Source organism: Streptomyces asiaticus (genome assembly GCF_018138715.1).
In the GTDB taxonomy this organism is placed as follows: domain Bacteria; phylum Actinomycetota; class Actinomycetes; order Streptomycetales; family Streptomycetaceae; genus Streptomyces; species Streptomyces asiaticus.
Genome location: NZ_JAGSHX010000006.1, coordinates 8,122,463 through 8,145,058, shown reverse-complemented (window position 1 = coordinate 8,145,058; position 22,596 = coordinate 8,122,463). Strand labels below are relative to the sequence as shown.

The 22,596-nt window shown below is 71.1% G+C and carries 21 protein-coding genes and 2 pseudogenes; 17 read left to right on the top strand and 6 right to left on the bottom strand.

Annotated elements, in window-relative coordinates:
• Positions 1 to 149 precede the first annotated feature (149 nt).
• The 5 genes from KHP12_RS42760 (at position 150) to KHP12_RS42740 (ending at position 5,041) form a co-directional block, all read left to right on the top strand.
• Positions 150 to 923: an SDR family oxidoreductase gene (locus KHP12_RS42760; protein ID WP_211834484.1), complete on the top strand. Its 774-nt coding sequence runs from the start codon at positions 150 to 152 to the stop codon at positions 921 to 923.
• 47 nt (positions 924 to 970) lie between these two features.
• Complete coding sequence (locus KHP12_RS42755) at positions 971 to 2,344, top strand: MFS transporter (RefSeq protein WP_211834482.1); 1,374 nt, start codon at positions 971 to 973, stop codon at positions 2,342 to 2,344.
• A 57-nt stretch (positions 2,345 to 2,401) separates the two neighbouring features.
• Complete coding sequence (locus KHP12_RS42750; RefSeq protein WP_086879779.1) at positions 2,402 to 3,220, top strand: N-acyl homoserine lactonase family protein; 819 nt, start codon at positions 2,402 to 2,404, stop codon at positions 3,218 to 3,220.
• 78 nt (positions 3,221 to 3,298) lie between these two features.
• Positions 3,299 to 4,588, top strand: coding sequence for a hydroxyacid-oxoacid transhydrogenase (locus KHP12_RS42745; protein ID WP_037946425.1), 1,290 nt, complete (start codon positions 3,299 to 3,301; stop codon positions 4,586 to 4,588).
• Positions 4,589 to 4,597: 9 nt separating this feature from the next.
• Complete coding sequence (locus KHP12_RS42740; RefSeq protein WP_211834480.1) at positions 4,598 to 5,041, top strand: FmdB family zinc ribbon protein; 444 nt, start codon at positions 4,598 to 4,600, stop codon at positions 5,039 to 5,041.
• A 12-nt stretch (positions 5,042 to 5,053) separates the two neighbouring features.
• Here the strand turns inward: KHP12_RS42740 and KHP12_RS42735 are convergent, their stop codons facing one another.
• From KHP12_RS42735 to KHP12_RS42725, 3 genes are all read right to left on the bottom strand, one after another.
• Entirely contained in the window at positions 5,054 to 6,076 is a 1,023-nt protein-coding gene (locus tag KHP12_RS42735; protein ID WP_086879782.1) for an LLM class flavin-dependent oxidoreductase, read from the bottom strand.
• Positions 6,077 to 6,143: 67 nt separating this feature from the next.
• The gene (locus KHP12_RS42730; RefSeq protein WP_086879783.1) at positions 6,144 to 7,307 is read right to left on the bottom strand and encodes an LLM class flavin-dependent oxidoreductase; all 1,164 of its coding nucleotides are present in this window, start codon (positions 7,305 to 7,307) and stop codon (positions 6,144 to 6,146) included.
• A 306-nt stretch (positions 7,308 to 7,613) separates the two neighbouring features.
• On the bottom strand, positions 7,614 to 8,921 hold the full coding sequence (locus KHP12_RS42725) for a flavin monoamine oxidase family protein (protein WP_211834478.1): 1,308 nt from the start codon (positions 8,919 to 8,921) through the stop codon (positions 7,614 to 7,616).
• 242 nt (positions 8,922 to 9,163) lie between these two features.
• On the opposite strand from KHP12_RS42725, the gene KHP12_RS42720 reads away from it, so the two are divergent.
• The 4 genes and pseudogenes from KHP12_RS42720 to KHP12_RS42705 all read left to right on the top strand — a co-directional run bounded on the left by KHP12_RS42720 (position 9,164) and on the right by KHP12_RS42705 (position 13,213).
• Positions 9,164 to 9,958: an IclR family transcriptional regulator gene (locus KHP12_RS42720; RefSeq protein ID WP_086879785.1), complete on the top strand. Its 795-nt coding sequence runs from the start codon at positions 9,164 to 9,166 to the stop codon at positions 9,956 to 9,958.
• Positions 9,959 to 10,054: 96 nt separating this feature from the next.
• Positions 10,055 to 11,644, top strand: a pseudogene (locus KHP12_RS42715) (LLM class flavin-dependent oxidoreductase).
• 142 nt (positions 11,645 to 11,786) lie between these two features.
• The gene (locus tag KHP12_RS42710) at positions 11,787 to 12,308 is read left to right on the top strand and encodes a flavin reductase family protein (protein WP_086879787.1); all 522 of its coding nucleotides are present in this window, start codon (positions 11,787 to 11,789) and stop codon (positions 12,306 to 12,308) included.
• Positions 12,309 to 12,376: 68 nt separating this feature from the next.
• Positions 12,377 to 13,213 carry an SDR family NAD(P)-dependent oxidoreductase gene (locus KHP12_RS42705; protein WP_211834472.1) on the top strand — a complete coding sequence of 279 codons (837 nt, stop codon included), beginning with the start codon at positions 12,377 to 12,379 and terminating at the stop codon, positions 13,211 to 13,213.
• 199 nt (positions 13,214 to 13,412) lie between these two features.
• Here KHP12_RS42705 and KHP12_RS42700 read toward each other — a convergent pair whose 3' ends face one another.
• Positions 13,413 to 14,342 carry an NADP-dependent oxidoreductase gene (locus tag KHP12_RS42700; protein ID WP_086879789.1) on the bottom strand — a complete coding sequence of 310 codons (930 nt, stop codon included), beginning with the start codon at positions 14,340 to 14,342 and terminating at the stop codon, positions 13,413 to 13,415.
• Positions 14,343 to 14,559: 217 nt separating this feature from the next.
• Here KHP12_RS42700 and KHP12_RS42695 point away from each other — a divergent pair, with 217 nt between their 5' ends.
• The 5 genes from KHP12_RS42695 (at position 14,560) to KHP12_RS42675 (ending at position 17,742) form a co-directional block, all read left to right on the top strand.
• A complete protein-coding gene (locus tag KHP12_RS42695) occupies positions 14,560 to 15,411 on the top strand; it encodes an oxidoreductase (RefSeq protein WP_211834458.1) in 852 nt (283 codons plus the stop codon).
• Positions 15,412 to 15,488: 77 nt separating this feature from the next.
• Positions 15,489 to 16,085 carry a TetR/AcrR family transcriptional regulator gene (locus tag KHP12_RS42690; RefSeq protein WP_086879791.1) on the top strand — a complete coding sequence of 199 codons (597 nt, stop codon included), beginning with the start codon at positions 15,489 to 15,491 and terminating at the stop codon, positions 16,083 to 16,085.
• A 271-nt stretch (positions 16,086 to 16,356) separates the two neighbouring features.
• Positions 16,357 to 17,178, top strand: coding sequence for a SigB/SigF/SigG family RNA polymerase sigma factor (locus KHP12_RS42685; protein ID WP_210609031.1), 822 nt, complete (start codon positions 16,357 to 16,359; stop codon positions 17,176 to 17,178).
• 47 nt (positions 17,179 to 17,225) lie between these two features.
• The gene (locus KHP12_RS42680; RefSeq protein ID WP_210609032.1) at positions 17,226 to 17,456 is read left to right on the top strand and encodes a DUF5133 domain-containing protein; all 231 of its coding nucleotides are present in this window, start codon (positions 17,226 to 17,228) and stop codon (positions 17,454 to 17,456) included.
• Positions 17,457 to 17,541: 85 nt separating this feature from the next.
• A complete protein-coding gene (locus tag KHP12_RS42675) occupies positions 17,542 to 17,742 on the top strand; it encodes a hypothetical protein (protein ID WP_167442387.1) in 201 nt (66 codons plus the stop codon).
• Between the two features lie 198 nt (positions 17,743 to 17,940).
• On the opposite strand, the gene KHP12_RS42670 is transcribed toward KHP12_RS42675, so the two are convergent.
• Complete coding sequence (locus KHP12_RS42670; RefSeq protein WP_208652883.1) at positions 17,941 to 18,954, bottom strand: threonine ammonia-lyase; 1,014 nt, start codon at positions 18,952 to 18,954, stop codon at positions 17,941 to 17,943.
• A 68-nt stretch (positions 18,955 to 19,022) separates the two neighbouring features.
• On the bottom strand, positions 19,023 to 19,706 hold the full coding sequence (locus tag KHP12_RS42665) for a helix-turn-helix transcriptional regulator (protein ID WP_244202597.1): 684 nt from the start codon (positions 19,704 to 19,706) through the stop codon (positions 19,023 to 19,025).
• 118 nt (positions 19,707 to 19,824) lie between these two features.
• Here KHP12_RS42665 and KHP12_RS42660 point away from each other — a divergent pair, with 118 nt between their 5' ends.
• The 3 genes and pseudogenes from KHP12_RS42660 to KHP12_RS42650 all read left to right on the top strand — a co-directional run.
• On the top strand, positions 19,825 to 20,709 hold the full coding sequence (locus KHP12_RS42660) for an NAD(P)H-binding protein (protein WP_086880391.1): 885 nt from the start codon (positions 19,825 to 19,827) through the stop codon (positions 20,707 to 20,709).
• A 218-nt stretch (positions 20,710 to 20,927) separates the two neighbouring features.
• Positions 20,928 to 22,409 (top strand): MFS transporter, encoded by a 1,482-nt coding sequence (locus tag KHP12_RS42655; protein ID WP_167442388.1) that lies wholly within the window; start codon positions 20,928 to 20,930, stop codon positions 22,407 to 22,409.
• A pseudogene (locus KHP12_RS42650) lies at positions 22,409 to 22,576 on the top strand (ATP-binding cassette domain-containing protein); the annotation flags it as partial. The gene KHP12_RS42655 and the pseudogene KHP12_RS42650, both read left to right, overlap by 1 nt.
• Positions 22,577 to 22,596 lie beyond the last annotated feature (20 nt).

Below are 22,596 nucleotides of genomic sequence, written 5' to 3'. Positions count from 1 at the left end.
ATTGGACACTGTCCGAGAAATCGGAGTCTGACTCTCGACTTCGACGTGCGTCAAGCCTTGACGCATCACTCCCCCGTGGGCACCATCTGGTTTGCATATAAGACAGCGTCTTAGATTTCAGACGGCGCAAGCCGAAAAGGAAAGGTGCCATGCAATTCGGTCTGGCAGGCAAAACCGCTCTCATCTGCGCATCCACGTCCGGTCTCGGCCGGGCGACCGCCCGGGCCCTGGCGGAGGAAGGGGTCAACGTCGTGGTCACCAGCCGGTCGGCCGAGCGCGCCAAGGAGGTGGCGGGCGAGCTCCCGGGCGCGGTCGGCGTGGGCTGTGACCTGGTCGCGGACGGCGGCGCCGAGCGGCTCCTCGCGGCCGCCCGCGAGGCCGTCGGCGATCTCGACATCCTCGTACTGAACGGGCCGGGCCCCGCGCCCGGACCGGCCCGCGCCACCGACACCGCCGGGGTCGCGCAGGCGATCGCCACGCTGGTCACCCCCCAGGAGATCCTGGTGCGGGGCACCCTGCCGGCCATGGTCGAGAAGGGCTGGGGCCGCATCCTGAGCATCAGCTCGACGAGTGTGCAGGCGCCCCTGCCGAACCTCTCGCTGTCCAACCTCGGCCGCGCGGCGCTCGCCGGATACCTCAAAACCCTCGCCGCCGAGGTGGCCGCACAGGGCGTGACGGTCAACTCCCTGCTGCCCGGGCGCATCGCCACCCCGCGCGCCCGGCAGATCGACGAGGCCGCCGCCCAGCGCACCGGCCGGCCGCTGGACGAGATCGAGGCCGCGTCCAAGGCCACGATCCCGGCCGGGCGCTACGGCGAACCCGATGAGTTCGGCGCCGCCGCCGCGTTTCTGTGCAGCACCCAGGCCGCGTACATCACGGGCACCGCCCTCCGGTGTGACGGCGGCCTGGTGCCAACCCTCTGACCCCGTCGATGGGTTCACCCGACTCCCCAAGAGAGCAGCGCACCCGCATGAGCCATATCCCCGTCGCCGACGCGGCGCCCGACGCCAGAGCCGAAGGACATCACCAGGCATCCCAGGCGGCCATCCGCAGAACGGCACTGGCCGGAATGATCGGCACCACGATCGAGTGGTACGACTTCTACATCTACGGCCTCGCCGCGGCGCTGGTCTTCGGCACGGAGTTCTTCCCCGACTTCTCACCGACGGCCGGCACCCTGGCCGCGTTCGGCACCTTCGCGGTCGGCTTCGTCGCCCGACCGCTCGGCGGAGTGATCTTCGGTCACTTCGGGGACCGCGTGGGGCGCAAAAACGTCCTCATGCTCACGCTGTTCCTGATGGGCGCGGCGACCGTCGTCGTCGGCCTGCTGCCGGGCTACCGGACCATCGGCCTCTGGGCGCCCGTCCTGCTGGTCACGCTGCGCTTCCTCCAGGGTTTCGCCGTCGGCGGCGAGTGGGGCGGCGCGGTGACGATGGTCGTGGAGTCCTCGCCGCGCGACCGGCGTGGGTTCTACGGGAGCCTGCCGCAGATGGGGGTGCCGCTGGGGCTGGTGCTGTCGTCGACCGTGTTCGCGGCGGTCTCCACGCTGCCCGATGACGACCTCCTCGCCTGGGGCTGGCGCATCCCGTTCCTGCTCAGCGTCGTGCTGATCGCGGTCGGTCTCTTCCTCCGCTCGCGCATCACCGAGACCCAGACGTTCGCCCAGGTGAAGGCGGCGGGGCAGGCGCGCAAGATGCCGGCGATGGAGGCGTTTCGCCGCCACTGGAAGGCGATCGCCCTCACGGTCGGCATGTACATCTCGGCCGGTGTCCCCTTCTACATCGTCTCGGTCTTCGTGCTGTCCTACGGCTCCTCCCATCTCGATCTGTCGCGGGGTGTGCTGCTGACCGGGATGCTCATCGCGGCGGTGGCCGAGGGGCTGGCGGTGCCCTGTTTCGGCACGCTGTCGGACCGCTGGGGCCGGCGCCCCGTGTTCGTGGGCGCCGCCGGATTCGCGGCCGTGCTCGCCTTCCCGTTCTTCTGGTTGCTGGCCACCGGGCAGACCGGGCTCACCTGGCTGGCCATGCTGCTCGCGCTCGCCGTGGCACACGCGGGGATGTACGCGCCCACGGCGGCGATGTACGCCGAGCTGTTCCCCGCGGACGTCCGCTACACCGGTACCTCGATCGGCTACCAACTCGGCGGTGTGGTGGCGGGGTTCGTGCCGCTCGTGGCGGGCGCCCTGGTCAGCGCGGCCGACGGCGCCTCCTGGCCGATCGCCGCCATCTGGGCGGGCGCGGCACTCGTCGGGCTGGTGTGCGCGCTCGTCGTCCACGAGTCCCGGGGGTGTGACCTGACGCCCGATCACGCCCCCGATCACACCGAGCCCTTCCCGACCCCTTGATCCATGACCGCCGCCCGGCCCTCGGGCGGCGGCCGTCCCGACCGGAGGTGAAGCTCCATGACCGCGAAGACCGCGAACAAGGTCCACGTCCTGAGCTGCGGAGCGATGAGCTGCGATCTGACGTGGCTGCTGCTCAAGGCGGGCCGTACGATGCGCACGCGCACCGAGCACCAGCGGCCCCCGGAGTGGTACTCCTGCACCACCCACTGCGTCCTGGTGGAGACCCCCGAGGGGACGCTGCTGTGGGACACCAGCTGCCCCCGCGACTGGGAGACCCGCTGGGCCCCGACCGGCCTCCAGGAGTACTTCCCCTACGACCAGGTGAGCGACGAGGAGTACCTCGACGCGCGGCTCGGCCAGCTCGGTGTCCAACCGCGGGACATCGACTATCTGGTCCTGTCCCATCTGCACTTCGACCACGCCGGGAACATCGGCATGTTCACCGGCACCGGCGCACGGCTGGTGTGCCACGAGAAGGAGAAGGAGTTCGCCTTCGGCTTCGAGGGCGCCTTCAACGGTGCCCACCTCAAGACGGACTACGCGGCGGCCGACTTCGACACCGTCAGCGGCGACACCGAGATCCTGCCCGGTGTCACCCTCATCGAGGCCCCCGGGCACACCCCCGGCACCATGTCGATGAAGGTGGAGCTGCCGGAGACCGGGACGATGCTGTTCACCTCGGACGCCGTCTACATGGGGGACTCCTACGGCCCGCCGGCCACCCCCGCCGCCATCGTCAACGACCTGACCGCCTGGTACGCCTCGGTGGAGAAGATCCGCGGCATCGCCGAGCGGTCGGACGCCACCGTCGTCTTCGGCCACGACGCCGAGCAGCTGCGCTCGATGCGGCTCGCCCCCGATGGCTTCTACGCTTGATCGTCCGGACCCGGGCGGCGCTCCGAGCCCGGCTCGCCGCGCCGCCGGGACCTACCCCGATCCCCAGGAGGGACGCGTATGAGCAGCACCGTTCCGGCCCGACCCGAGTCCGTGTTCACCTACGGCGCCCCGGCGCTGAAGTTCGGGCCGGGAGCATCCGACGAGATCGGCTTCGACCTCTCCCAGCACGGGGCCCGCCGGGTCCTCGTGATCACCGACGCCGGGGTGGCCGCCACCGGCGCGCCACACCGCATCGCCGAACGGATGACCGCGTTCGGCATCGAGGCCCATGTCTTCGACGGCGCGCATGTGGAGCCCACCGACGTCAGCCTGCGGGAAGCGGTCGACCACGCGCGGGCGTCGGGCCCGTGGGACGCCTTCGTCGCGGTGGGCGGCGGCTCCAGCATCGACACCGCCAAGGCCGTCAACCTGCTCAGCACCAACCCCGGCACGCTGATGGACTACATCAACGCGCCCGTGGGCCGGGCGCTGGCGCCCGAGAACCCGCTCAAACCGCTGGTCGCGGTCCCCACCACCACCGGAACCGGCTCGGAGTCCACCACCATCTGCGTGCTCGACGTGCTGGAGCTGAAGGTGAAGACCGGCATCAGCCACGCCCGGCTGCGGCCCACGCTCGCGGTCATCGACCCGGACCTGACCTTCACCCTGCCCGCCGGGGTGACCGCCGCCAGCGGCATGGACATCCTGTGCCACGCGCTGGAGAGCTACACGGCCCGACCGTACGACACCTACCCGCGCAAACACCCCGAGCAGCGGGTGCCGTACTGCGGCGCCAATCCCATCTCCGACGCGTGGTCGGAACGGGCGCTGCACCTGCTCGCGCGGTCCTTCCGTACCGCGGTCCGCGACGGGGACGATCCCGAGGCGCGCTCCGACATGGCCCTGGCGGCCACCTTCGCCGGCCTCGGGTTCGGCAACGCGGGCGTGCACATCCCGCACGCCAACGCCTACCCGATCGCCGGGCGGGTGAAGGACTTCCACCCCGTCGGCTATCCCGCACACGAGCCGATGGTGCCGCACGGGATGGCCGTCTCGCTCACCGCGCCGGAGGCGTTCCGCTTCACCTTCAGCGCCCAGCCCGAACGCCATCTGCGGGCGGCGGAGCTCCTCGCCCCCGGGATGGAACGCCCCGCCGACGCGGCCGAGTATCTGCCCACCGCGATCCAGCGGTTGATGCGCGACATCGGGATGCCCGACGGCATCGGCGGTGTCGGCTACGACAAGGGCGACATCCCCGCGCTGGTGGACGGCGCCATGAAGCAGCAGCGGCTGCTGGCCACCGCCCCGCGCGAGGTCACCGAGGACGACCTCGCCGGGATCTTCGACCGCTCGCTGTCGCTCTGGTGAGGAGGACCGATGGCCATCTATGAACTCGCCTGCGAGACCGGGCACCGCTTCGAGGTGATCCAGTCGTTCACGGCCCCGCTGCCGAGCTGCCCGGAGTGCGGGACCGCGACCCGCAAGATTCCCAGCAGCTTCGCCCTCGGCGGCACCGCCACAGTGCCACCGCCGCCGGAGCGGATGCCACAGACCTGGAAGGGGACCTACCGGGGCGACCGCGACTACGTCACCGCCATGCGGCGCACCGCCGAGTCCCGGCAGAAGCTGGAGGAGAGGTACCCCGAACTCGCGGGCGACCGGCGGCCGATCGTCGCCCACGAGGGCAGATACGAGGCGGCCCCGCTGCGCGCCGGGGACGCGCTGCCCGCGCCGTCCGAGGGAGCAGGACATGGGCACGCACACGGACACGGCCACGCACACGGGCACGGGCACGGGCACTCACACCAGCAGGGCCACTGACACACATAAGGGCTACGGGGCGGCCGGTTGCCAGCCCAGTGCCGGGGCGAGCCTGGTGGCGATGTCGGTGAGGATCTGGACGTAGTCCTCGTGGTCGAAGATGAAGGGCAGCGCGAACGCCACCTCCTCGACCTCCCGGAACGCGGCGTGCGAGATGAGGCGTTCGGCGATGTCCTCGGAGGGGCCGACGAGATCGGGCGCGAACATCATGCGCGCCGGTCCCTGGGGAGCGGCGGTACGCGGCAGCCGCTGCTGGGCGTACCGCTCGTACTTCGCGCGCTGCTCGGGTGAGGCGGTGTCGGTGGGGATGACGACGAGCCCCTGGGACACCCGGGCGCGGTCGCCGTCGGGGTGGTGGGCGCGGAAGGTCCGGATGTGCGAGAGCTGGATCCCGGCGAAGTCCTCGGACTCCTCCGCCTTCACCACACTGCTGGTGAGCAGGTTCATTCCGTGCTCACCGGCCCACTGGGCCGACCGCAGGCTGCCCCCGCCGTACCACATGCGGCGGCCGAGCCCCGGGGCGTGCGGCTGGACGCGGTCGGAGAACACCTCGAAGCCCTCGACACCGCTGAAGTCGGTGACCGGTTCGCCGCGTACGCAGTCCAGCAGCCGTCGCACCCGCTCGTGGCTGAAGTCCTCGGCGTCGGCGGTGTCGGGGTGGAGCGCGCCCTTGACCTGGTCGTAGTGGTGCGGCGGACCGGCACTGACCCCGGGGTTGAGACGGCCCCCGGACAGGATGTCGACCGTCGCCAGGTCCTCGGCCAGCCGCAGGGGATTCTCCCATCCCATGGGGATGACGGCCGTGCCCAGTTCGATGCGGCTGGTGCGCTGCGAGACCGCCGCCAGAACGGCCACGGGAGAGGAGATGCCGTATTGCAGATGGCGGTGGCGCACCCAGGCGCTGTCGAAACCCAGCCGCTCACCCAGTTCGATGATCTCGAGTGTCGACTCATGGCCCCGGCGGGGGTCGGCCGCGTCGAACAGCCCAATGGTCAAGAAGCCCAGCTTGCGCAGGGGTTTCGAGGTCAGCGGCACAGGATTCCTCCAGCGTCCGCGGCGTACTCCGCCGCACACCATTGCCGTTCCATTGTCGCGGAGCGATTCACCTGGCCGGGGCCGCCTGGGCGACCGGCGCGGCCTGGGCGGACGGCGCGGTGGCGGCGCGGTGGGCGAGTTCCTGGCGTACGAGGGGGATCAGATGGCGGCCGTAGTCGATGGCGTCGTCGAGCGGGTCGTAACCACGGATGAGGAGGGTGGTGGCGCCGATGTCCACATAGTCCAGCAGCGCCTGGGCGACCGTCTCGGGGGTGCCGACGAGGGCGGTGGTGTTGCCGCCCGCGCCGGTCGCGGTGGCGGTGGGGGTCCACAGCGCCCGGTCGTGGCGGTCGGCCTTGGCGGCGGCGGCGAGGAGCCGCTGGGACCCGGCGTTCTGGGGTGCGCGCTCGCCGTTCTGCTGGTGGAAGAACGGGCGTCCGCCCCCGGCCCTGATGGTGTCCAGGACGCGGTGGGCCCGTTCCCAGGCCAGTTCCTCGGTGGCCGCCAGGATCGGACGGAAGGACACGCTGATCCCGGGCGCCTCGGCACGTCCGGCGGCCGTCGCGGCGGCGCGTACGGAGGCGATCTGCTCGGCGGTCTCCGCGAGCGGTTCGCCCCACAGCGCGAAGGTGTCGGCGTGCTTGCCGCCCACCCGGTAGGCGGCCTCGGAGGACCCGCCGAAGTACAGCGGGATACCGGTGGCCCGGTACGGCAGGACCTGGGAGGAGTAGTCCTCGAACCGGTAGTGGCGGCCCTCGTGGCTGAACGGCTCGTCGGAGGACCAGGCACGCCGCAGGATGCCCAGATACTCGTCGGTGCGCTCGTAACGCTCCTCCTTGTCCAGGAAGTCGCCGTCCTTGCGCTGCTCCGCGCCGTTGCCACCGGTGATGGTGTGCACGGCCACGCGCCCGCCGGTGAACTGGTCGAGGGTGGCGAAGCTCCGCGCGGCGAGGGTGGGGGCGACGAAACCGGGGCGGTGGGCGATGAGCAGACCGATCCGCTCGGTACGGGCCGCCACATGCGCGGCCACCTGGGTTCCGTCGGGCCGACGGGAGCTGTAGCCGATGAGGATCCGGTCGAAGCCCGCGTCCTCGTGGGCGCGGGCGAAGCGGGTGGTGTACTCCGGGTCGATCACCGGACCGGTGGCGGGCCGGGTCTCGGAGGCCTCCTGGGTCTCGATCATGCCGATGAACTCGACCGACGACGCGGGTGTTGAGGCGGAAGCGGGCATGGGTCAATTGCCTTTCGGGGCAGGCGAGTTGCACGCGAAGGGAACGGAACGCACGGTGCCGAGGGAGAGAGGAATTCCGGGCCGGTCCGGTGGCAGGAGGTGGTCAGCCACGGGTGCCGGGCCTCCGGGGGCGGTGCGACCGCCCGGTCAGCGACAGAGGGCGCTGGAGGTGCGCAGATAGTCCACGTAGCGGCAGAGCACGCCCGGGTGCGTCGAATGCATACCCCAATGGTCGTGACCACAGGACCCGCCGTCAATGGACACCTTTTGGTGTCTCATGCCGCGGAAACTCGCCACCCCGCGAGGTCAGCCGGTGGAGGCCCCCTGGAGGTCCCCATAGACCTCGCGGGCCACTCGGGTGCCGCTTTCGATGGCGCCGTCGATGAAACCGGGCCAGATGTTCGCGTAGTCGCTGCTGGCGAAGTGCAGGACTCCGGTGTTCTCCTGCTGCGCGCGGTGGTAGCGGGTGAGTTGGTGGGGTTGCTGGATCAGCCAGGTCTCCTGGGAGTAGGGGTCGGCCATCCAGTCGTGGCCGCCGACCTCGAGCACCTCGAGATCGTCGCGCCAGACCTTCAGCGCCGCGTCGATGGCCCGCGGGTCGTCGACGTCGATCCGGGTCGAGTCCGGGCCGAAGGCGACCATCACGGCGTCGTCCTCCCCGATGAACTCGGTGCGTACGACGGCGAGGGGGTGGGCCTGGGAGGAGTAGGCGAAGAAGGGCTTGATGGGGCCGCGGACCCGGATCCACGCCTTGGCGCCACGGGAGGCGGTCTTCTCCAGGCTGGGGCGGAGCTTGCCGTCCGGCAGCGCGGGAGTGATGTCGAGCTGGTGCAGGACGTTCTGCGGCACGGTGATCACCACACGCCGGGCGGTGACGGTGTGTCCGTCGCCGTAGGTGATCTCGGCGCCGTGGGCGTCGTGGGTGAGGGAACGGACCGGTGCGGACAGGCGGATGTCGGCTTCCGCGTCGGCGGCGATGGCCTCCGTCAGGCTCCGGGTGCCGCCGGTGAGCCGGAAGATCGCTGATGCCTCGTGCATGAGGTGCCAGGACCCGGCGGTGGCGGCGGTCCAGCGCAGGGCGCTGGTGTAGGCGCACTGGTCGAGCGGGGCGTTGAAGTGCCCGACCCACGCGGCCTCGTTGGCGTTCCTCTCGTCGATGGACAGCTCGAGGTCGTCGAGCATCTCCTGGAGGTTGAACTGGTCGACGTCGGCCAGCCGGGGGACGGTCAGCGGCGCGTTCGGGCGGGGGATCCACTTCATGGTGTCTTCCAGCAGTCGGGTCATGCCCGGGTCGATGAGCCGCATGAAGTCGTCCAGGGTCCCGTGGCGCACCTGGTCCCCGGCGAGCCAGTAGGTCTCCTCCGAGCGGGGGCCGCGGGTGATCTCCAGGCCATAGCGGGTGATCTCCGCCCAGACGTGCGGCTGGACCCAGTGCACCCAGGTGCCGCCCATCTCCAGGTCCCGCCCCAGCCGGTGATCGGTCCAGGTCCGGCCGCCGATCCGGTCGCGGGCCTCGAGAACGACGACCTCCGCTCCCTTCCGGCCGAGTTCGCGAGCGGTGATCAGGCCGGCGACTCCGGCTCCGATGACGACGACGTCTGCCTGCCCGGGCACGTGGATCCTCCTTCGTAGAGCTCCGACTCCGAGGCGCGTCCACAGAGTGAACGTGACGTTCATATCAACGCGTACGGCTAGTGGGCCGCATCCGCCGCCCCGCTGTCAAGAGCTCGCTCGGCCATGACCCCCGGCTCCTCGCCGTGACGGCGTTCACTCCCTGAACAGGCCGACGGTACGGTGGAGGAAAAGGTCGCGCGCGGAGCGACTCCGCACGGCGATCGGCACGACGAAAGGGCCCCATGAGCGACGCGTCCGGACCGGCGGACATGACCAACAAGTCCCTGACCAAAGGCGTCCGGCTGCTCCGCGAGCTGGCGGCCCAGCCCCGGTCCGGAGCCACCGTCACCACCCTCGCCAAGGCGGCGGGGATCTCCCGGCCCACCGCCTTCCGCCTGCTGTACAGCCTCGAACAGAGCGGGCTCGTCGACCGCGTCGACAACAACTACATCCTGGGCTGGGAGCTGGCCCGGCTCGGCCGCTACGCGGACCCCCACGCGGGCCTAGCCGCCCGCGCCCAGCCCCTGTTGCAGGAGCTGGCGGACCGGTTCAACGAGTCGGTGACCCTGTCGGTGCCGGACCCCAGGGGCGGGGTCGAGCTGATCGCCGAGGCCGCGGGCTCCCACGTGGTCAGCATCGTGCCGCGGAACATGGTCGGCGAGCACTACCCCCTGCACGCCAGCTCCACCGGCAAGGTCCTGCTCGCGGACATGCCCGTGGAGCAGGTGCTCGCGCTCCTGCCGGAGCGGCTGGAGCCCTACGCCTCGCGCACCATCACCGATCGCGCGATCCTGCTCAAGGATCTGGAGCAGGTCCGCGAGCAGGGCTACGGCGTCATCGACAACGAACTCGAGGAAGAGCTGCTGTCCCTGGCGCGCCCGATCCGTGACTCGTCCGGGACCCTGGTGGCGATCCTGGCCCTCGACGGGCCCCGGTACCGGTTCGGCCGGGACCGGATCCCCGAGGCCCTCCAGGAGATGCGGTCCATCGTCGACCGCCTGACCGAGGCGTTCTGGCAGGATTCGCCGCCCGCCTGAGCGCTCCGCCGGGAGTGGCGCGGTGCGCTGTCGGCCGAATGCGGCGCCTCCCAGGCTCCCGTAGGCGATTTATCGACTCCGCCCCGCCGTGGGCACATGCCGCGTCAGGCCCGCCTGTTGACACCGGCCCTCGCGAGACTCCAGCATGCTGAATATGGACGCCGCGTTCAGATACTGAACGTCGATCGCTCCACTCTCCTCATCTCAGGTGCTCTGCGGAACCCTCACCGCAGGAAGGCCCCGCCTCTCGCCCTGGAGCGCAGCATGAGCAATCAGCCGCTGAAGTTCTTCGCCTTCGACGTCGCCGCTCCCGCCCATCTGACCGCGGGTTCCTGGCGCGACCCGGAGGACGAGGGCCGGCGCTACACCGACGTGGACTACTGGACCGATACGGCTCGGATGCTGGAGGACGCCTGCTTCGACGGCATCTTCTTCGCCGACACCGTCGGATATCACGATGTCCACGGCGGGTCCCCCGACGCCGCGATGCGCGACGCCGCCCAGTTCCCGATCAACGACCCGGCCCTGATCGTCCCGGCGATGGCCGCGGTCACCCGCCACCTGGGCTTCGGCGTCACCGCGTCCCTGACGTACGAGCAGCCGTACGCGCTGGCCCGCAAGTTCAGCACGCTGGACCATCTGACGGCCGGCCGGGTCGGCTGGAACATCGTCACCTCCTACAGCGAATCGGCCGCGCGCAACCTCGGGCTCGGTACGTAGATCCCGCACGACAAGCGGTATGACATGGCGGACGAGTACCTGGAGGTCTGCTACAAGCTGTGGGAGAGCTCCTGGCAGGACGACGCGGTCATCCGCGACGCGGAGGCCGGTGCCTATCTCGATCCGCGGCGTATCCACCCCATCGGCCACAAGGGCACCTACTTCGAGGTCCCCGGCGTCCACCTGTGCCAGCCGTCACCGCAGCGGACGCCCATGCTCTTCCAGGCCGGTGCCTCCTCGCGCGGCCTGCTCTTCGCCGCGCGGAACGCCGAGGCGGTCTTCGTGAACACGATGACGCCCGGGCTCACCCGGCACAGCGTCGACCGGATCCGGGCCGCGGTCGCGCAGGCCGGCCGCGATCCCAGGAGCGTGAAGATCCTCGCGCTGATCACCGTGATCGTCGCGCCCACCGACGCACAGGCGCGGGAGAAGTACGAGCGCCACCTCGCGAACGTGAGCTACGAGGGCGCGCTGGCCCGGTACGCGGGCTGGACCGGGATCGACCTGAGCACGCTCGACCCGGACATGCCGCTCCAGTACGCGGACGTGGACGGCTCGCGCTCGATCGTGGAGATGTTCTCCAAGGCGGACCCCACCCGGACCTGGACCTCCCGGCAGATCGCCGAGTTCATCGGCATCGGCGGCACCGGCGCGGTCATCGTCGGCTCCCCGCGGACGGTCGCGGCCGAACTGCGCACCTGGCGGGACGAGGCGGACCTCGACGGATTCAACCTCAGCTACGCGACCAAGCCCGGCGGCTGGGAGGACTTCATCGAGCTGGCGCTCCCGGAGCTGCGGCGGCAGGGCCTGGCCCGCGACGCCTACGACGAGCGGGCCACCACCCTCCGCGAGAGCTTCTACGGCGCGGGCCGGCGCCGCACCCTGCCCGACCACCCCGCTTCCAGGCTCCGCGCCGCGCGGCACGAGGGCACCCGGCTGCCGGGCGCCGTAGGCGCATTGGCCTGAGCCTTGGACGCATCGGCCCGGTCCGTCGGCGCATCGGCCCGGTCCGGCGGCGCATTGGCCTGATCCGGCGGCGCGTCGGCCCGGTCCGTCGGCGTACGGCAGCCGTTCTCATCCGTTCCACCGCATCGAAAGGAGCATCACCATGACCACCGCAACGCCCGCCACCCCCGGCCTCCGGATCGACCAGCTGGACTTCCGGCACGTCATGTCCCACCTGCCCACCGGTGTGGTGGCGGTGACCGGCGTGGAACCCACCTCGGCGCAGCCCGCCGGCCTGATCGTCGGCTCCTTCGCATCGCTTTCCCTCGAGCCTCCGCTGGTCGCCTTCAGCATCGCCCGCACCTCCAGCAGCTGGCCCAAGGTCCGCCGCGGCGGCCGGTTCAGCGCCAGCGTCCTCGCCGAGGGACAGGACACGGTGTGTCGCTCGCTGTCCCGTAAGAACGGCGACAAGTTCGCCGATGTGCCCTGGCACCCCTCCCCCGACGGCGCCCCGCGCGTCAACGGCGCCGTCGCCTGGATCGACTGCGAACCGGAGCAGGAGCTCGACGGCGGCGACCACCTCATCGTCATCGCCCGCGTCGTGCGCATGTCCACCGGCCCCGGCGAGCCCCTGGTCTTCCACAAGGGCAGGCTCGGCGGCTACCGGGACACGGACGCCGCCTGAGGCGCCGGGTGTGCGGCGCGTACGATCGAGCACTCCGGGTGATGTCGCGACAGGAGGCTTGAACGGGCATGGCAGAGCGGCGAGTTGTCATCGTGACGGGCGGGGGCACGGGCATCGGGGCGGCCAGCGCCCGTCTCTTACGCGAGGCGGGCCACCACGTGGTCATATCCGGGCGGCGGCCCGAACCACTGCGGCGTATCGCGGAGGAGACCGGGGCGCTGGCCCATCCGTCCGACGTCGGCGACCCCGAGGCCGCCACCGGTCTCGTCCAGGCGGCGCTGGAATCCTACGGCCGACTCGACGGGCTCGTGCTCAACGCGGGCATCGGGCGCAGCGGAGCCGTGGGGGACCTGTCGCTCGAGGACTGGGACGAGGTGATGCGCACCAACGTCACCGGCCCCTTGCTGCTCCTGCGCGCGGCCATCCCCCAGCTGCTCCGGACGCGCGGCGCCGTGGTCGCGGTCGCCTCGGTGTCCGCCCTGCGCAATGGCACCGGCAACGCCGTCTACGCGACGTCCAAGGCGGCGTTGCTGCAACTCTGCCGCTCCCTGGCCGTGGACTACGGGCGCCAGGGGCTGCGGGCCAACATCGTGTGCCCGAGCTGGGTGCACACCGAGATGGCCGACCGCCGCATGGCGCGTTTCGCCACGGAAGCGGGGCTGGAGGGCGGCGGTGTGGAGGGCGGCGGCGTGCAGGCCGCCTACGAGGAGGCGACCCGACTCCTGCCCATGGGCCGCCCGGGCGACCCGCGCGAGGTCGCGGAAGCGATCAGCTGGTTGCTCTCCCCCGCCGCGTCCTATGTCAACGGCGCGACGCTCACCGTCGACGGTGGCGCGACGGCGCTGGACCCCGGCACCCTCGCCTTCGACTTCCGCGTCCAGCCACGCGGTGAAGGAGAGCGGTGAGAGTGCAGCGTCGTCCACGACCAGATACCCCCAGCCGGGGATGAGCATCGCGTCGTACTCGGACTCGGCGAGCCCCAGCGGGACGCCGAGCACCACGGCGAACCGCCAGAGCGCGGACGGCGCGCGACGGCGTCCGTCTTGAGGCGCATGCGCGCGGATGGGGGTCAGACCTCGGGACACCTCCGCGCGACCGATCGCGTCAGGGCACCAGGACGAGCTTGCCGGTGACCCCGCCCGTGGCGACGATCTCGTGTGCCTTGGCGGCCTCGGCCAGCGGCAGCACCTGGTCGACATGGACGGTGAGCCGTCCGGTCGCCACGAGAGCCGACAGCTGGGCCAGGTCGGGCGCGGAGGGGCTGACGATGGTGAGGGCGTGCCGGACGCCGAGCCGGGCGATCAGCTCCGGGGTGACACCGGTGTCCTGGGGACACGCGCTGACCAGCACTCCGCCGGGGGTGACGAGCTCGGCGGAGCGTTCGCCGTACGCGCCTCCGAGCAGGTCGAACACCACATCCACCCGGCCGGCCTCGGCGAAGTCCCGGGTGCGGTAGTCGATCGGCTGGTCCACGCCCAGGCCGCGCAGCAGATCGTGCTTGGCCGCGCTCGCCGTACCGATCACATGGGCGCCGCGGGCCTTGGCGATCTGTACGGCCAGATGGCCCACCCCGCCCGCGGCCCGGTGCACCAGCACCCGCTGCCCCGGCTGGATCCGGGCCAGGCCGACCAGGCTCTGCCAGGCGGTGAGGCCGGCCATCGGCAGACCGGCCGCCTGCTCCATGGTGAGTCCGGCGGGCTTGTGGACGATCTCGTTGACCGAGGCCAGAACGTACTCGGCGTAGGTGTTGCCCGCCCCGGGAAGGGCCGGCATGCCCAGCACCTCGTCGCCGGGCGCGAAGGCGGACACGCCGGGCCCGGCGGCCTCGACGGTCCCGGCGATGTCCCAGCCGACGGTGAACGGCGGCTCACCGAGCATCGCCAACTCCCCGGAACGCACCTGCCCGTCGACCGGGTTCACACCGATCGCGCCGGTCCTGATCAGCACCTGCCCATAGGTCGGCTCCGGGCAGTCGGCCTCGACGAGTTCGAGGACGGATGGGCCGCCGACGGTGTGCTGAGTGATAGCGCGCATGGCTGTCTCCTGGGGGGGAGAGGGTCCGAAAGGAAGCGATGAGGGCCGGGCAGGCCCCCTCCGGCTTTCAGTCTTCGCGCCTCGGACAGCCGTAGCCAGGGGCTGTCAACCCCAGGCTACGTCACGACGAAAAAAATCGACGTGGTGTAGATTTATGAGCAGAGAGGCCGAAACCTATGCGCGGCGCGGCTGCCGCGACCAAGGGATGTGAACGGATATGAAGACCTTTCTGATCACCGGTGTGAGCAGTGGGCTCGGCCGGGCGTTCGCCGAGGGAGCGCTCGACGCGGGGCACACGGTGGTCGGCACCGTGCGCCGGGAGGCCGACCGGGGGCCGTTCGAGGCCCTGGCGCCGGGACGGGCCCACGCCCGTCGGCTGGATGTCACCGACGACGTGGCCGTACGGGCCGTGGTCGACGAGGTGGAGGCGAGCGTCGGTCCGCTCGATGTGGCCATCGCCAACGCCGGGTACGGACTGGAGGGGATCTTCGAGGAGACACCACTGTCGGCGGTCAGGGCACAGTTCGAGACCAATGTGTTCGGGGCCGCGGCGACGCTTCAGGCCGTCCTCCCCCATATGCGCAAGCGCCGCGCGGGCCATCTGATGGCCGTGACCTCCATGGGCGGCCTGATGGCCGTGCCCGGAATGTCGGCCTACTGCGGCAGCAAGTTCGCCCTGGAGGGCATGCTCGAGAGCATCCGTAAGGAGGTCACCGCGTTCGGCATCCATGTCACGGCCGTCGAGCCCGGCTCGTTCCGTACGGACTGGGCCGGCCGGTCGATGACCCGCGCGGAACGCACCATCGCCGACTACGACGCGCTGTTCACGCCGATCCGCGACGCCCGGACAGCGGCCAGCGGCAACCAGCTCGGCGACCCGCGGAAGGCCGCCGACGCGCTGCTGCACATCCTCGACGTCCCCGAGCCCCCCGCCCACCTGCTGCTGGGCTCTGACGCGCTGCGCCTGGTCGCGGCGGCCCGGCAGGCGGTGGACGACGACATCCGCGGCTGGGAGCAGCTGTCGCGGACGACGGACTTCCCCGACGGGGCGCAGATCGCCGGCGCGTGAACCCACTGCCGGACACGTCCTGAGTCCCTGTCCGGCGGAAGTACAGTACTCGCAGAAGCCGATCAGGGGAGATCACCGTGGGAAGGCGCAGTGCCGCCCCGAGAAAGGGAGACCTGCGCGAGCAGGCCCTCCTGGACGCCGCCGAGGCGCTGCTCGAGCACACCGGCCTCGAGGAGCTCACGGTCGAGGCGATCGCCAAAGGCGCCGGGATCTCACGCGGGTCCCTCTACTTCTACTTCGGCAACAAGCACGAGGTCCTCGCCGCCCTCGTCGAGCGCACCCTGCGCACCATCCGCGCCGAGGCCGACAGCACCGCGCAGGACGCGACGTCCCCGCCCGGCGAGGTGATGGAACGGGCCGTCAAGGGCGTGGAGCGGGTCTGGCGCGAGCACGGCACCGTCATGCGGGCGGCCGTGGACTACTCCGCGCTGCACCCGGTGATCGGAACCGCCTGGAACGACACGGTCGAGGCCTTCGCCCGCACCATGACCCAGGTGCTGACGCGGGCGGGGATCCCCGACGAGCGCGGCCCCGAGGGAGCCGCCGCGCTGGCCAACGCACTGTGCTGGCTGACGGAACGGACCTTCTACCGCGCCGCCTGCTCCCCCGGGAGGGACTACCCCGCCGCGACCGCGACCACCGTCGCCATCTGGCGTCGCGTCATGGGCAGCTGACGCGGCCGTAAGCCCGGCGTGGCCGACGTCACCCCGCGCCCGGGCCGCCGTGACCAGCGACAGCACCGGAAGAACCGAACACGAACCAGAATTCATGAATTCATTGGTTTGAGGTTCGTGGCCCCGGCTAGAAGAGTGAGTGACCAAGGTGCTTCGGAAGGCAGGCACACCTGGCGGGAGGCGCGCACTGCGCGCTCTGAGCCCCAGCTGTGCCGTGTCGGCCTCCCGCTCTGCTGGACAGCGAACTGAGCAGGGAGAGAAGAGGACCTTGATGAGCGCCACCGGTGCGGGCGCCCGCCGCCACCACGACGACACTCCTGACACCGCGGCCGACTTCGAGCGGCTGGCCACGACGCCCAAGGGCCCGGAGCGGGAGGCCCTGGCCGAGAAGCTGGTCGAGGCATGGCTGCCGATGGCCCACCGCCTCGCCCGCCGCTATCGCAACCGCGGGGAGAATCTGGAGGACCTGGAACAGGTCGCCGCCCTGGGCCTGGTCAAGGCCGTCGACCGTTACGACCCCCAGCGTGGAGGCGCCTTCCAGGCCTACGCCATCCCCACGATCGTCGGGGAACTCAAGCGGTACTTCCGCGACTGCGCCTGGGACCTCCACGTCCCCCGGCGGGTGCAGGAGCTGCGCAACAGGGTCCGCGCCACCATTCAGGACCTCGCCGCGGCCGAGGGCACCGACGGCTCCCCCACCGTGGCCCAGGTCGCCCAGGCCGCCGATATGAGCGAGGAGGACGTCCTCACCGGGATGGAGGCCATCGACAGCTTCCGGTCCCTGTCCCTGGACGCCGAACTCGCCGGCGCGGACGACGGCTACTCCCTGGCCGACACCCTCGGCCGGTCCGAGACCCGCTACGACACCGTCATCGCCCGGGAGTCGGTCAAGCCGTGCCTGAACCGACTCCCCGAGCGGGAACAGCACATCCTGTATCTGCGGTTCTTCCATGACATGACCCAGGCCGGCATCGCCGAGGAGCTGGGCATCTCCCAGATGCACGTCTCCCGCCTCATCTCCCGCAGCTGCGCCCGGATCCGCAACCAGGTCGAGACCGATCCCCCGGCCGACCGGATCCCGGTCCACACATAGCCCCCCACCCCGCCCCCACCCCCGTCCGGGAGAAGAAGGAGCCTGCCATGCTCATGGCCCACCCCGCCGTGCTGACCGACCTCATCCAGCAGTACGAGACCCTCCACACGCTGCACGCCGAGAACGGCAGCCCCGAGGCGCAGCAGCGGCTCGCCGACATCTCGTACACGCTGTGCGTCGTCACCGGCACCCGGGACATCGACACCGCCCTGATCGCCGCCCGCCACCAGCTCCCCGGCGCCCACCCCGAGGACGACTCCCTCGTCCCCAGCGCCTGAGGCGGGACACCCGCGCGCCCCGGACACCGTCGGCCATCGGTGTCCGGGGCCCGCGGCACGCCCATCGACCGTCCCTGGCCTGGATGTGCTGTTCGGGGCCCGCGGGCGGGCACGGGCCGTGCGGGTGCAGCAGCGGGACGACACCCACGGAGCGGCCGTCCTCGTCCAGCAGCCGGCCCATGTGTTGTGCGGGCCCGCCGTGATCGCGCACGCGCGGACCTCGCGGAAGCCGGACAGCACACGGCTCGTCTCCTCCAGGTACCGGGCCGGTACGGACGCGACGTAGACCGCGGACTGCGGCCATCAGAACGGCAGGCGTCGAGGCGCCGGCATAGGTGTCCAACTGGCCGCGGCGTACGGACGGGAGGACCTGCTGGTGTGCGTGGCGGCGCAGCTGGAAGCGGAACGCCTCTGGGCGTCACATCGCCCACCGGTCTTCCCGGCGGAGGCGATGTCGGCGTAAGCGCTCCTCGGTGGAGCGGTCTCAGTCCGCCAGGGCCCTGCGGTAGACCGCCGGATCGACGTTGCCGCCCGACGCGACGAGCGCCACGACCTTGCCCCGGGCGTCCACCTTCCCGGACAGCAGGGCCGCCAGGGACGCGGCACCGCCCGGCTCGATCACGATCTTGAGGAGGCGGTGGGCCGTGGCCATGGCGGCCAGGGCCTCCTCGTCGGTGGCGGTCAGGCCGGTGACGTCGTGGTGGCGGAGTACGGCCAGCGGGCGGGCACCGGCTGCCGGGCCGGAGATGGCGTCCATGAGGCCGCCCGGCGGGTGGGGGTTGGCGCATACGCGGCCGGTGGCGAGGGACCGGGCCATCTTGTCGAAGCCCGCCGGTTCGACGATGTGGTTCGCGAGGCCGGGGAACGCGTCGTCGAGCGCGGTGATCACACCGGCGGCCAGCCCGCCGCCACTACAGTTCACCAGGACCGTGTCCGGGGTCAGGCCCAGCTCGCGCGCCTGCTCGGCGAGCTCCAGGCCGACGGTGCCCTGCCCGGCCATGACGCGGGGGTCGTCGAAGGGCGGGATCAGTGTCATCCCGCGCTCCTCGATGATCTTCCGGGCGATCTCCTCCCGGTCCTCGGTCCGCGCGTCGTACAGGACCGTCTCGGCGCCCCACCAGCGGCAGTTGTCGACCTTGATACGGGGGGCGGTGCTCGGCATGACGATGACCGCGGGGCACCCGGCGAGCCGCGCCGCGGCGGCCACGCCCTGCCCGTGGTTGCCCGCGGAGTAGGCCACGATCCCGGCGCGGCGCGCGTCCTCGTCCAGGGCGAGCAGCGCGTTGAGCGCCCCGCGCACCTTGAACGAGCCGGTCAGCTGGAGACATTCGGCCTTGACCAGGACGCGGGCGCCCACGAGGTCGTCCAGCATCGGGGAGTTGAGCAGCGGCGTGCGGACCACACGGCCGGTCAGGCGCCGTGCGGCCTCGTGGATGGCGTCGATGCCGAAGCCGGGCACGGCGGCGTGCGCGGCGGCGTGGATCTGTGATGCGGGCACAAGCGCGAATGTAGCCCATGGACGATTCCCCGTCTTCGAATCCGGCGGGGCTCGGCGGTCCCGGAACGTCACGCAACGCCGTGAGGGGCGCGGCCGAAGTCGGTGGTCAGCCAGTGCTCGATGGACTCATCGGGGAATGTGTGCGGCCGGTAGGTGCCCGCCACGCGGGAGATGTCGGTGATCCGGTCGAGGCGGAAGGTGCGCCAGTCGTCCCGGTCGACGTCGAATGCCACGAGGTACCAGTGTCCGGCGCGCAGGAAGTGGCGGTACGGCTCGACCAGCCGGGTGGAGGCGCGGCCGTGCTGGTCGGTGTAGTGGAAGCGGACCCTGCCGTCCTCGGCCACCGCGTCGGCGATCACACCGACGGTCGCCGCCGAGACCACGGCGCCGGGCTGCTGGAGCACCTCGGTGGCCAGGTCGGTGGCGGCGGCGCGGCGTCGCAGTGGGCGGGGCAGCACTTGGTCCAGCTTGAGCAGCGCGCTCGACGCGACCGCCTCCTCGGGGAGGAAGGCGCGGATCAGATGCAGCCCGGCCACCAGCGCGGTGATCTCGTCGGCGGTGAACAGCAGGGGCGGAATCCTGGTCCCGGGGCTCAGCCGATAGGCGCTGCCCGGTCCCGGGCGGGCCTCGACGGTGTATCCGAGACGGCGCAGCCGCTGGGCGTCGCGTCGCACGGTGCGGACGCTCGTGCCGAGCCGTCCGGCCAGCTCGGCGGCCGTCCACTCGCCCCCTGACTGCAACAGCGTCAGCATGGTCAAGGTCCTGATCGTCGGATCGAGCTCCATTCCCTCAGGCTTCCAGGAGAGGAGGACAGTTTCAGGCCGCCTTGGTTCCTAGGGTGCGGTCGAGCCATCGATGAGAGGAAGCAACATGCGGATCGCCGTCACCACCCCGACCGGAAACGTCGGCCGCCACGTCGTCGCCACACTGGTCCGCGCCGGGGTCCGGCCACGTGTCCTGCTGCGCGACCCCGGGCGGCTGGCGCCCGACGTCCGGGACGAGGTGGACGCGGTGCCGGTCGACCAGTACGACGCCGACGCGGTGGTGGCCGCCACGCGCGATGTGGACGCGCTGTTCTGGGTGAACCCGACCAGCGGCCACGGGGATCCCCTCGCCGAATACGCCCGCGCCACCGACAGCGTGGTGCGCGCCGTCACCGAGAACCGGATCGGCCGCGTGGTGTTCCAAAGCAGCGTCGGCGCCGAGAAGCGCCACGGCGCCGGTGAGATCGACGGCCTGGCAGAGACCGAGATCGCTCTGGACGGCACGGGCGTCGACGTCACCCATCTGCGCTGCGGCTACTTCTTCACCAATCTCGAATTCGAGCTCGCGGCCCTGCGCGCCGGCACCCTCCAGGTGATCCTGCCGCTCGACCAGCCCATGGCGTGGGTGGCGCCGCGCGACATCGCCGAGGTCGCCGCCACCCGTCTGCTGTCCCCCGACTGGTCCGGCCGGTGCGTACAGGCCGTGCACGGGCCCGCCGACCTCACCTGGCGGGAGGTCGGCGACATCCTCACCGCCGCCACCGGCCGGCCGATCGCCGTGGAGCGCATCACCGACGACGCCATGCGCGCGCAACTCCGCCAGGCGGGAATGGTCGAGAGCCTGGTCGAGGCCGTGCTCGGCATGTCGACGGGCCTCCGCGAGGACTTCGTGCCCGAACAGCCCCGCACCCTCCGGACCACCACCCCGACCACCCTCGCCGCCTGGGCCTACGACCAGCTACGACACCGGATCGCCGACGACGTCTCGTAAGCGGGCCGCGGGCAGCCGCTTTCTGTGAGTTTCTGTGAATCACCGGCCGGTCGGCCGCCGCGACCTGCCGGTTTCCCCCGTACTCGACTTCCGGTTCTCACGCGACACCCAGACTCGTGCAGAGCTGTCCCAGAACAGCGGATCACTGTGATGCCACGCGCCACGACGACGTCGGGCGACCGCGACCAGGTCCACAGGGACAGAAGGAAGAGCGCTTCATGCCCAACGGCAGCATCGGCAGCGCCAACACCGACACGAGCATCAGCACCGGACCGCTCAGCGGCGAACAGCACACGAGGTGGAACAGACGGCTCATCGGCCAGGTGGCCATCCTGATTCTGGTGAACACCATGGTGGACACCGTCGTCACCGCACCGCTCCTCGTCCTCCCCGAGATGCTCGACCACTTCGGCACCGACCAGTCGGCGTGGATCGACGCCAGCTCGCTGCTGGCGGGAGCGATGTGGGCACCACTGCTCGGGAAGAGCGCCGATATCCACGGCAAGCGCAGGGTGCTGGTGGGGACGTTGGTCACCGCATTGGCGGGTGCCCTGGTGTGTCTCGTCGCTCCCAGTCTCTGGGTGTTCATCTTCGGCCGCCTGCTCCAGGGAGCGGCCGTGGGAGCCGTGTTCCTCACGGTCGCCCTCATCCGTGACATGTGCGCACCGGACATGGCGATGGTCGTCACGGGCGTGGTGACCTCCGGCTCCGCGCTCCTCAGCATCGTCATGCCCGCCCTCTTCGAGTTGACGGCCGCGGAGTTCGGCTGGCGGAGCGTGTTCGTGGCGTCGGCGATCTTCGCGGCCATCGCGGCGTTCCTGGTGCACCGCCTCGTTCCCCAGTCCACGGTCAGGACACCGGGCAAGGTCGACATCGCCGGGGCCGTCCTCCTCGGTGGCGGGCTGGCGGCGGTGCTCAGCTATGTGAGCCTCGGGTCGGAGTTCGGCTGGTTCACCGTGGGACCGCTCGCCCTTCTCATCGGTGGCGCCGCGGCACTGACCCGGTGGTTCCTGGTGGCGAGCCGGATTCCCGAGCCCGTGATCGACATCAGAAACCTCGGCAGGCCACTGGTGCTCACGCTGCTCGTGGTCGTCTTCGGAACCGGCGCGTACCAGAGCATGCTCACGCTCTTCGGCCTGATCGCCAAGGTCTCGGCGGATCAGGGCCTCGGGTACGGACTCGCCGCCCCGGGAGCGCTGGGCATGCTGTACGGCATACCGGCGATCGGCATCGTGCTCGGCGGCACCCTGGCGGGCGTGCTCAGCACCCGGGTCGGACCGGCCGTGGCACTCGCGGGCGGAGTGGCGATCGGAACGGTGGGAACCGTCGGGATGTTCGTCGGGGACTCCGTGCTCCCTCTCGCGGTCGTCTGCTCCTTCCTGCTGAGCCTCACCGCGGGAACGCTCGTGACATCCGGCTTCAACATGGCGGCGACACTCGCGCCGCCGGAACGGCAGGGCGTCGTGTCCAGCATGGTCATGGTGATGGTGGCGACCGGGGCGGTGATCCTGAAGTTCGTGGGTTCGGCCGTACTCAAGTCCACCCACACGGTTGTGGACGGAGAGACGCTGAACTCGGCGCTGGGCGTGCACGGTTACATCGCCATGGCCACCGGCGCGTTCATCGCCGCCGCCGTGGTCGTCGTCATCCTCCTGCGCACGCAGCGGCGTCGCGCACGTACCTCGGTTCTGGAGTCATGATGATCGAAGTACGCGGACTGACCAAGCGCTACGGCAAGGTGGTGGCCGTCGACGACCTCACGTCCGCCGTCCGCCCGGGGGAAGTGACCGGCTTCCTCGGTCCCCACGGCGCGGGCAAGTCGACCACGCTCCGGATGATCCTGGGCCCCCAGCACCGGCGGGCCGGGCGACGTTCCGCCACTCTCTG

Bases quoted from the DNA above. Each gene is read 5' to 3' on its own strand.
- KHP12_RS42760 (WP_211834484.1), top strand. From the start codon at position 150: ATGCAATTCGGTCTGGCAGGCAAAACCGCTCTCATCTGCGCATCCACG.
- KHP12_RS42755 (WP_211834482.1), top strand. From the start codon at position 971: ATGAGCCATATCCCCGTCGCCGACGCGGCGCCCGACGCCAGAGCCGAA.
- KHP12_RS42750 (WP_086879779.1), top strand. From the start codon at position 2,402: ATGACCGCGAAGACCGCGAACAAGGTCCACGTCCTGAGCTGCGGAGCG.
- KHP12_RS42745 (WP_037946425.1), top strand. From the start codon at position 3,299: ATGAGCAGCACCGTTCCGGCCCGACCCGAGTCCGTGTTCACCTACGGC.
- KHP12_RS42740 (WP_211834480.1), top strand. From the start codon at position 4,598: ATGGCCATCTATGAACTCGCCTGCGAGACCGGGCACCGCTTCGAGGTG.
- KHP12_RS42730 (WP_086879783.1), bottom strand. From the start codon at position 7,307: ATGCCCGCTTCCGCCTCAACACCCGCGTCGTCGGTCGAGTTCATCGGC.
- KHP12_RS42720 (WP_086879785.1), top strand. From the start codon at position 9,164: ATGAGCGACGCGTCCGGACCGGCGGACATGACCAACAAGTCCCTGACC.
- KHP12_RS42710 (WP_086879787.1), top strand. From the start codon at position 11,787: ATGACCACCGCAACGCCCGCCACCCCCGGCCTCCGGATCGACCAGCTG.
- KHP12_RS42705 (WP_211834472.1), top strand. From the start codon at position 12,377: ATGGCAGAGCGGCGAGTTGTCATCGTGACGGGCGGGGGCACGGGCATC.
- KHP12_RS42700 (WP_086879789.1), bottom strand. From the start codon at position 14,342: ATGCGCGCTATCACTCAGCACACCGTCGGCGGCCCATCCGTCCTCGAA.
- KHP12_RS42695 (WP_211834458.1), top strand. From the start codon at position 14,560: ATGAAGACCTTTCTGATCACCGGTGTGAGCAGTGGGCTCGGCCGGGCG.
- KHP12_RS42685 (WP_210609031.1), top strand. From the start codon at position 16,357: ATGAGCGCCACCGGTGCGGGCGCCCGCCGCCACCACGACGACACTCCT.
- KHP12_RS42680 (WP_210609032.1), top strand. From the start codon at position 17,226: ATGCTCATGGCCCACCCCGCCGTGCTGACCGACCTCATCCAGCAGTAC.
- KHP12_RS42665 (WP_244202597.1), bottom strand. From the start codon at position 19,706: ATGCTGACGCTGTTGCAGTCAGGGGGCGAGTGGACGGCCGCCGAGCTG.
- KHP12_RS42660 (WP_086880391.1), top strand. From the start codon at position 19,825: ATGCGGATCGCCGTCACCACCCCGACCGGAAACGTCGGCCGCCACGTC.
- KHP12_RS42655 (WP_167442388.1), top strand. From the start codon at position 20,928: ATGCCCAACGGCAGCATCGGCAGCGCCAACACCGACACGAGCATCAGC.